The sequence below is a fragment of the Bacteroides sp. genome, from assembly GCF_052357945.1.
Classification (GTDB): domain Bacteria; phylum Bacteroidota; class Bacteroidia; order Bacteroidales; family Bacteroidaceae; genus Bacteroides.
The window spans coordinates 1-10,509 of record NZ_DAWCXD010000156.1; the positions used below are offsets into that span (position 1 = coordinate 1).

4 protein-coding genes are annotated in these 10,509 nt (G+C 36.9%); 1 reads left to right on the forward strand and 3 read right to left on the reverse strand.

What is annotated here, in order from left to right:
- Positions 1-16: 16 nt before the first annotated feature.
- The 3 genes from ACT8YW_RS19525 to ACT8YW_RS19535 form a co-directional block, all read right to left on the reverse strand.
- Positions 17-2,068 carry a RagB/SusD family nutrient uptake outer membrane protein gene (locus ACT8YW_RS19525; protein ID WP_444106859.1) on the reverse strand — a complete coding sequence of 684 codons (2,052 nt, stop codon included), beginning with the start codon at positions 2,066-2,068 and terminating at the stop codon, positions 17-19.
- Between the two features lie 36 nt (positions 2,069-2,104).
- Positions 2,105-5,284, reverse strand: a complete 3,180-nt coding sequence (locus ACT8YW_RS19530; protein WP_444106860.1) for a SusC/RagA family TonB-linked outer membrane protein — start codon at positions 5,282-5,284, stop codon at positions 2,105-2,107.
- 119 nt (positions 5,285-5,403) lie between these two features.
- A complete protein-coding gene (locus ACT8YW_RS19535; RefSeq protein ID WP_444106861.1) occupies positions 5,404-7,248 on the reverse strand; it encodes an MSCRAMM family protein in 1,845 nt (614 codons plus the stop codon).
- Positions 7,249-7,721: 473 nt separating this feature from the next.
- Here ACT8YW_RS19535 and ACT8YW_RS19540 point away from each other — a divergent pair, with 473 nt between their 5' ends.
- The gene (locus ACT8YW_RS19540; protein WP_444106862.1) at positions 7,722-10,262 is read left to right on the forward strand and encodes a Kelch repeat-containing protein; all 2,541 of its coding nucleotides are present in this window, start codon (positions 7,722-7,724) and stop codon (positions 10,260-10,262) included.
- Positions 10,263-10,509 lie beyond the last annotated feature (247 nt).

Genomic DNA, 10,509 nt, shown 5'->3' on the forward strand with positions numbered 1-10,509 from the left:
TTATATCACTTATCTTTTATCGATTAGGCTGCTGATCGATTACCGGACTCTTAGTCACTTGTCCACCCGGTATTCCAAAGTAGTAGTCAATTGTACTGTAATCGGCTGTTCTGTTAGCAGTCCATTGGAAACGAGCATCGAAGAAATATTTGCCAGCCTGGGTTGAGAAGAATGGATATAATCCACGGAAACGATACCGTGAATTACTGCTAAACTTATCTTTATCTTTTGTTTCTCCCCAGAATCCCGCTCTATTTTCATAATGCTGCACGCGCCAGCGACGTAGGTCCCATTTTGTTTTATGCTCGAAGGCTAATTCTTTCCGACGTTCTTTCCGTACGATGTCACGTCCTCCTTCTGTTGCTGTTATATCACTAGTCAGCAGAGTTGCCCCTGCACGTTCACGGATATCATTTACGGCTCTAGTTGCTACTTGAAGAAGATTACTTCCGTCAGGAGATGCTACTCCGGACAGGGATAATTCTACAGCTGCTTCGGCTGCATTGAGCAGAACCTCAGCATAGCGCATTAATATGAAAGGTTGGGCTGATTTTCCTTCTCCTGCCACAAATGACGGATCTGGGTTTAGCCATTTACGTCCGTAAAATCCGGTCAATGCGGCTTCTTCTTGGTTATAGAACGGACCGTTTTCTCCACCTGCAGTCATCTTTTCGTTCTTGTAATCCACCACTTCCTGATTTTCCATACCAGGGCTTAGGTACAGCTTTTTTGGATTTCCGGTATATGCTGTCAAACCCTGATAGCGAGTGTCGGCATTAGCATAGGAGTAATCATTGAAAAAAGGTTTGATAGGAGTTTCCCCAGTATATATTCCCGCTCTAATTTCAATTTGTCTACCTTTAAACATATCTCCGGGGAAAATCACATAGGCACGTAAGCGGGGTTCTGCATTTCTAAAAAAATCCATTGGTGTGTCAAACAGTAGATATTTACCATCAGTGTTAGAAGCACCATCAGTTACCTTCATTGTTCCATCAGCGTAACGGGCGAAGCCATCAAATAATTCTACAAAATCAAGAGTAGGACAAGTGGCGGATGATAGCGGAGCACGGAATATTAATGGAGCACTATAAGCATCATATCCGTGTGTAATGGTGGGATAGATATATTTTCTCACATATATATTTTCAGGACTATCCAAGTCACTAAACATATTTACCATATTCTGGTATTGAGCTTCTTTATCATTTGCTGCCCATTTTTTCTTGTAAAGGTCGTATCCGCCATCTTTTATTACTTCATTGGCTGATTTATAAGCTTCCGTGAAATATTTTTTTGATGCACTTTCCCATCGACTTTCATCAAATCCGATTACACGAACGCCTGTTTTGCGTCCCAAACCTGTAAGGCGTCCCTGAACTTTTTCATTATATTTAGCAACAGATCCAGCATATAGCATGGCTTCGGATTTGAAAGCTAATGCGATATATTTGCTTGAAAAACCATCCTTTAGCGGTTTATTACTCAATAATGATATTGCTGTGTCAAAGTCAGATAACACCTGATTCCATGTATCTTCTTCCGAGGAACGGGGAACTTCCAGAGTACTTTCGTCAGCCGGATATTGTATAACTTTTGTTACTAGTGGCACACCACCATAACGTTTTGCCATTGTATAGAACACAAAAGCTCTGACAAAATAAGCTTCACCCATGTAGTGGTTATACACAGTACCGGCAAAATTAGCTTCGTATTTCGGTAGATTTTCAATTAAAAAATTGGCATCACGTAACATAGGAAATGATTTTTCCCAATATTGGGTCTCTTCACCTGTAAAGGCTTGGCAGTTGTCTCTGCCAACAGCTTCACCTGTTCCTTCAATACCAAAAGCTCCTAACCAGGAGTTGAAATCAAATCCCCATTTTGCCGTGTATTTAAAATCTTCGAAAGGCATATTACTGTACATTCGTGCCATATAAATATCCATTCCCGATTCACTCGATAGTAAATCTTTATCGGTAATGAGATTCTTAGGGGCAATACCCAGATCGTTGCAACCACTGAATAATAAGAGACTAAACAATGATAATATAAATATCTTTTTCATATAGATAATTTTTTAATTATTTTTTTATCCAAAACCTTAAAAAGAAAGAGACATTCCTACTGTATAGGTTTTGTTTAATGGATACATTCTACCCAGATCGTCGTCAGGATGTTCCGGGTCAACAAATTTCACACCTGTTATTGTGAATAGATTGTAAGCATTGGCAAATATACGAAGGTTCATTGTTGATAATGCCTTTATTCGAGGCAGGGTATAGCCAATTTCTACACTCTTAAGACGTAAATAAGCTGTGCTGACACGATTGAATTCAGAGTTCCCTTTTGGAGAGTGCCCTGTATATCCATAGTAACCGCTTACCCATTTTGTATTCGGATCATATGGGTCAGCTTGAGGATCTGTCGGATGCCAACGATCTAGGTATTGCTCTAAAGCGCCTCCACCGTTTTCGCCCCATATACTGTACAAGGGTTCTTTATATTCCATCGAACCGAGGGCAGAACCTTGAAATAAAATATTCAGGTCAAAATTCTTATATGATAAATCCAAATTCAAACTGTAGTTTAACCAAGGTGTTTGGTCGAAAGCAAAAGGATGTTCATCCTGTCCATTGATTTCACCATCTCCATTCCAGTCTGTATATTTATAGTCTCCGGGAAGTACATCTCGATCTTTATAAATAGGATATGTCCAGATATCGTTCCAGTCAGTGTAGCGTCCTGCTGAATTATAACCGAATTGTACACCTTGATAACGGTTATTCAAATTATCATTGCGCCATCTGTCGTAAGAACTGGACCAAGGTCCTTTATCGACTGCAGTCATGTGTTTTCTACGAGTAATGGTACCTATCGCTTTTACCTTATAAGAAAAATCTCCTATTGTATTGCGATGTGTAAGTTCCAGATCTATACCAAATTGACGGTCACTGTTAACGTTCTCTAATGGGGCTTCAGCACCTACAACTGTAGGTAAACCTCCACTACTGCGGGCAAACATGTTTTTACGGCGACGATCGAAGTAATCAATCACAAAGCCGAATAAGCCATCCCATCCCTCAAAGTCTACACCAAAGTCGAATGTTCTTGACTCGTACCATGAGATACCCTCATTAGGAATAGGCTTTGGCGAAGCGGCATTAACGAATTTATCGCCAAAAACAAATCCTGGAGCATATTGATTATAATAACCTTTATCAGCATTTCCGCTGGTAGCAGGATAGTTATATCCTTGTGCCCATTCATAATTCCAATTATTACTTAAATCATCTCCTAATACACCGTAGCTGGCGCGCAGTTTTAGCTGATTTACAAAAGAAAGGGCTGATATTGATTTGAAGAATGGTTCTTCAGAGATGCGCCATCCGGCAGATATTGAAGGGAAGAATCCCCATTTGTTTCCTTTTGCAAATTTGGATGACCCGTCATAACGGAATTGGGCTTCAACTAGATAACGGCTTCCATACGCATAATTCAATCTACCTATCAGAGCTGAATTGGCTTCCTCGTACAAGTCGGAATTACCTGATTTCATTCCTCCTTTTTGGGCTGTATCTTCACCTACAAAAAGATATGGAGTGCTAAAGGCAAGGTTGCGTTGTGCATAGAAATTATCTCCCTGGCGTTTCTGAGTTTCCCAGCCAACTAATCCGCTTATAGAATGTTCTCCGAATGTGCGATTATAGTTTAATATAAACTGGGCAAGAGTTTGCTGTTTATCGTACATTTCTCGAAGGAGATTACTCGGAGAGCTATTGTTGTATAATTTTTGATTGTAAGTATCATTCAATGCATCATAAGCATATTGATAATATTCCTTACGGTAGCTTTCATTATTGTCCATTCGGTAATCGTAACTAAACAATGCTTTTGCCGATAAACCTTGCAAAACTGGCGTTATCGTGCCAAAGTCGTAATTGAGTGATGCTGACGATTGGATATTCTTCTGTCTGTTTTTCTTATATCCGGATACGTCGGAGGTCATAAAGGCAACTGTATTATTTTCCAATGCCAATCCTTCATAATTTAACATTGTATTTTCAGGGTCGGCATATGCGGGGAATAATACTCCTTGCGACCAATAGTTGCGAATGATATCAGCGGAACCGTGATATGGAGAATTTCGTTCATCAAGAAAAGCACTAAGATTGAGTTCGAAAGTCAATCCTTTAAGAATCTTAGTCGAGATATTGGAGCGAATATTATATTTTTCATAATTCAAATCTCCTGATTTAAAGAATCCCTCCTGATAGAAGTATCCCATACCAACATAATATTGGGTCTTATCATTTCCTCCGGAGATACTTATATCATGTTGAGTCTGAGGAGAATGATCCGAGAAGATTAATGAATTCCAATCTGTAGCACGACGCGAACCATTGCGGAAAGCTTCGAATTGATCTTCACCATATACAATATTTCCACCCTCTACTTTATTCATCGCTTTTTCGTTATACAAGGTCATTGTTCCATAAGGATCGGCAAGCTTAGGCATGTCAGAGGGTTGTTGTATGGTAAACGATCCATTGTATGAGACTTTTGTTTTCCCCTCTTTTGACCCTTTTTTAGTAGTTACTAATACTACACCATTGGCAGAACGTACACCGTAGATAGCAGCTGAAGCATCTTTCAGTACAGAAATATCATCGATATCATTAGCATTCAAACGCTGAAAGTCTTGTACGTCACGAGGAATGCCATCAATGATGACCAGCGGAGCATCATAACCACGAATGTCGAAGTTATTACTATAAGATCCGGGCTCGGCACTTTTTTGCCATACACGTACGCCGGAAATTTTGCCGGTAAGCATATTCTGTGGATTCTCATTTTTTGTTTTTATCAAGTCAGTGCTCCTTATTCCTGCTATTGCACCGGTAAGGCTTACTTTTTTCTGTACACCATATCCCACAATTACTACATCACTAAGAGTGATGTCGTTGGATTTCATAGAAACATTGATTTGTGTACGTCCATTCACTTTTTCTTCTATAGAATTATAGCCAATAAAAGAGAATACCAGAGTAGCATTATCCGGAGCTTCAATACGATATTGACCATCTATACCGGTTATCGTACCTACGGTTGTGTTTTTGATTACAACATTGGCCCCGATTACAGGTTCATTGGTTTCATCTGTAACAATACCTGATATGGTTCTTTTCTGCGCCCATGATGGTGAGCTCAAAGTCAGAAGAAACACCATAAGAATGCAAGAATACAGATATTGCATTTTTTTTGCACGTTGTGTTTTCATCATAATGATAATTATTAAAATTTAGTTATGTTTTTATTCAGTATGAACTGGTTGCTACTCGAATCTTTAGCCTGATAAATAGGCAAACAAGCAAAAGATTCGAGTAAGAACAGGGTCTTTTTTTAGTTTAATTCGACGCTGTGGAATACCAGCTTATTTTCATTGCTGCTCTTTTCTCCATTAAATACGCCTATGGCTAACACTACATTACTGCCGTTAAATTGAGCCAGGTCGTATACGAATGTAGCATAGGTATTCGGATTGTCCGGACCTCCTGCATCATGTTTGAACTTCCAACAACCATTTTCTGCAGCAGCTGCTTCTCTGGCCGTATTAGATATTGGATTTAGATTGATGAATGTTCCGTCTTCTTTGATAACAGTAAGTTTAAAGAATGTCCATTGATCACCAAACGTGCGGGTTTTCAACGTTAATTTATTATTTCCTTCTGCAATTGCAAATTTAGCATAGAAGTAGGCCTCAGGTTTATTGGTATTAGCGGCTCCGTTCCCTGTTGTTTTTATCAGATAACCTTCACTGGGGAATACTTCTGGGTCTTTTACTGTCGGCATAAATGCCCAACAATAGGCTATATGATTTACATTTCGCCACTCACGGTATGCTGCATAATAATCGCCGCTACCACCGCGAATGGGGCTTATTCCAGTGAATAATTTAGTTGTTTGAACCATTGTTGAACGGACCATTTCTGCAGTTAACTTCCATTCTTCCAAACCTGTGATAGCGGTGCCGGGCAACCAGTTCCATCCTTCGACTTTTTGTGGAGCGAAGCGTATAGCGCGAAGAACCAATTGTTTCCAATAATCACCTGTTGCGGTACGATAGATTCCGATAGCTATAATAACTTCTTTTCCAACATAGTCGCTTAAGTCGAAATCATAATCAGTATAACTTTGCGAACCACAGGTTTTGGTTTCTTCCACTTTCACAGCTACAGGTTCTGCAGTAGAAAGATCTACTACTTGTACTCCAAAATACGCTGGAGCCTTGTCATCTGCACCATGAGTACGGATTCTTAATGACAATATCTTGTTGTCTTCCGTAATCTTCTTGCTGCCATAAGTATAAGAATCAAATGCATCCAGATTGGCCGGATTTTTTTGTTCATCCCCCGTATTTCTAATTCTTAGAGTGGTTCCTTCAGGCTGTTCTTCCATATTGCCCCAGAAACTCAAAGTACACATATAATCGGTTGACCAATCCCAATGAGGATAGCTATCAGCATTTTTTCCGCCTCTGTATTCATTATAAAGCCATTTATCAGCCTCTTTCAAATCATCAGCTGTTAAACCTGGCAATACTTCTACTCCACCCAGACGAATATCGAGAGTGGCTATCTTATCTATAAACTGGGCTTTCTTGATATCCTTTGAAACTGCTACATAACCGGTTTTACTAAATGTAATAGAATAATCATCAATAATGAGACTTTCAAATAAGTATGTACCATCATTAGCGGTAGTTGTAGTCAATGAACCCAGTTTTACTGTTACCCCTGCAAGAGGAGCATTGTTGTTCTTAGCATCAGTTACAGTACCCATAACCTTTGCTGCTGCACTTAGCATCTGAATACTTATAGATGCTACCTTATTAGCATCGAACTTGCCGGCTAAAACAGTTGCGCTGGTAGTCAGATAATCTTTTTTGGTAAATGTAATGGTACGTTTATCCATAGGTACATTGGAGAAAGAGTACTTTCCATCGGCACCAGTAGCTGTAGAACCTTCGACATCAGAAATAGTAACTGCAACACCACTGATAGATGCGTTGTTTTCGTCAGTTACCATACCTGTTACAGTGCCATAGTCGGACTTGGTCGAATCATCGTCGTCGCTACACGAACTAGTTGTGAAAGCGATAACTCCCACTAACATAAAGAACGTAAATGTTCGTAAGTTTTTCATTAGTTTCATACGCAATTCAAAATAAAGTTTTTTGTTTTTCATAATTAAATATCTATGTATTGTAAGTTTACCGGAATTGTCAAATGTGTTTTTCTTTTTTTTGATTTTTATATGCATTATAATTCGTTGTATAATTTTTGGCAAAAAAAGACCATGATGGTTAATTTATAGGTTAAAAAGCGGTTATTTATCTAGGAAATACATTAATCTTTGCCATTTAAAGTCAATATTTTGATATATCAATAATGTTGAGAGTTCATTGCTTTTCATTAACGTAAACATATACAGAAGTTTTTTTCTATAAATATGATACATGGATATATCACTGTGGAACTAAACGCTTCTTTAATAGTAGTTTATTTAGAAATAGGAGAGATACTAGTTATGATTATTTCTTCTTGGAGAATGATTTTGAAAAAAAAATGAATATTAAAGGAGCTAAGCTTATTGTTATTTGATATTTTATTTTAAATTTGTATTTAATTTTTTGATTAGAAACACACAAATGAAATGTTATGAAGTTATCATCTTGCCATATTATAGTTATAATAAGTATATTTTTCTTATCACCTACCTTATATGGGCAAGGATTAGAATTTAAAGGGAACGATTATTCCATTGATGAGCGTACATCTTACAATGTTTTTAATGACATACCTATTCAGTTTTTGGATAAGTTTAATATAAGTTTTGAAATGTCATTGACTCGTCCTTCTCGTTTAGGTTATATCATTAGGATAAAGAATGAAAATAATAAGATTTATAATTTATCTTATTATAACGATGGTGTATTCTCTGTGTTTAAATTAAACGAAGAAGGAAAGAATAGTCTCATTGCTGTCAAATTTGAGACTAAAGATTTAGTAGCATCTCGTTGGTTTCCAGTATCAATAGAATTTGATTTACTAAAAGATTCTTTATGTCTTGCAATCAAGCAACAAAAGTTTTTTGTGAACAACCTTGAACTACCTTCTAAATGGACTCCAAACATCTATTTTGGAAAGAGTGATTATATGATTGATGTGCCAATTTTCTCGATAAGACAACTTATAATTTCTGATGATAAACAACAGTACAACTTTCCTTTAGATGAAAGTGAAGGAGAGGAGGTGCATACTATTGAGGGAAAAATATTTGGACAAGTTAGTAATCCGATATGGCTCATAAATGAGTCTTATAATTGGATTCAAAAATATAAATTTGCATCTTCTAGTGTAGCAGGCTATAATTTTGATGATCTTACGGATAACATCTACATATTTAATAAAGATACTCTTATTACTTATAATTTGTATTCGGGTGATGTAATATATAGTAGTTTTGCAAATAAATGTCCTATCGATATTTTTCTGGGAACAAATTTTTGGAATAGTGAAGCTAATAAACTTTATGTATATGAAGTTCATGTAGATGATGCTGGCGAACCGACAGTTGCAACTTTGGACTTGCGGACGAAAGAATGGATGGTAGTGAGCAATGAAAACTTACCCATGCAACTTCATCACCATAGTGTTGCTTATGATCGGGAGAATGAACGTCATTTCATATTCGGTGGTTTTGGAGACATATACTATAGTAAAGAACTGTATGTGTATAATTATAACAAAAACAGACTGGATTCGGTAGTTTTGGAAGGAGACCGAATAGAACCACGCTATTTTTCATCAATGGGATACCGTAAGGATAACAATTCTCTCTATATATATGGAGGTATGGGTAATGAATCGGGCGAGCAAATTGTGGGACGTCAATATTATTATGATTTGCATAAAGTAGACTTGAACAATAACACGGTTTCCAAGCTGTGGGAAATACCATGGAATAGAGAAAACATAGTTCCTGTAAGAGAAATGGTTATTCAGGATGATTCTTATTTTTATACGCTTTGTTATCCGGAACATTGTTCTAATACTTATCTCAAATTATATCGTTTCGCATTCAAAGACGGAACTTTCCAAATATTGGGTGACTCTATACCTATACGTTCCGAAAAGATAAAAACGAAAGCTAATTTGTATTATAGTGACAAACTCAATAAACTCTTTGCGGTGGTTCAGGAATTTGACGACGATGATATATCTTCCAGTGTGGGTGTGTATTCATTGGCTTTTCCTCCGATAAGTCATGCGTCATTGAGTGCATACATACCTCACAGTAGAAATAGTGAATTTACTTTCCAAATATTGATAGCATTACTTATATTATTAGTTATAGTAATTATATCTGCTTTGATCTTTTTTATCAGACGTCGTTCCCATGAGAAACAAGGAGCAAATGATAAAAAAACTGTTATAAATCCAGTAAATGTAAAATGTTCCACTTCCTTGGAACAAAATTCAGTAAAAGCTAATAGCGTTTATTTGTTTGGGGAGTTTATGGTACGTGACAGGCAAAATAAGGATATAACCTATATGTTTAGTACCAAATTAAAACAGGTATTCTTATCAATTCTTCAATATAGCCCTAAAGGAGGTATCTCATCACAAAGGTTAAGTGAATTGTTTTGGTCCGGTAAATCTGAAGATAAGGTGAAAAATTCACGTGGGGTTGCCATTAATCATGTAAGAGGAATCTTAAAAGAAATTGATGGAATTGAACTTGTATATGATAAAGGTTTGTTCAGGATTGAATACACGGATGAATTTTATTGTGATTATCTTGCTTGCGTCAAACTTTTGATGATAAATAATACTGGAGGAAATGCGACAGAACTAATTGGAATTGTATCTCGCGGGAAGTTTCTTCGGTCAATTGATATGCTAGAGTTCGATTCTTTCAAAGGAAATCTTGAGCAAAAATTAGAACCAGTATTATTGATTGAGATCGAAAATTGTTTTAAAAAAGAAGCGTATAAGATAGTTGTTGCACTTTGTGAGAGTTTATTTTATATTGATCCTATAAATGATGAGGCTCTTTGTTATGCAATTCAGTCTCTGACAAAAATGAATATGGTAAATGAGGCAAAAGTGCAATATTTAAAATTCAGTGTCGAATATATGAATACGATGAATACAGAATATCCTTACTCATTTACTGATATACAAAAAAGAGTATGATGTTGTCCCCTTCATCTTTTGTTGTAAAGGCTGATGAATAGGTATATACAAGGTGAAGGATAGCTGATTCAACCGCCCTTTCCCCGTGTACTTGTTTGGTGAATGTAAAGCTATGCTTTAGAGTATGCAAAGCATAGCTTTAGCCTACTTAAAGCGATGCTTTACAAAAATCAAAGAGTTTGTTTCAATCATTTAGAACCTGTTTTGAATTTATCATTTGACCCTGTTCAGCATAATTTGTATCATT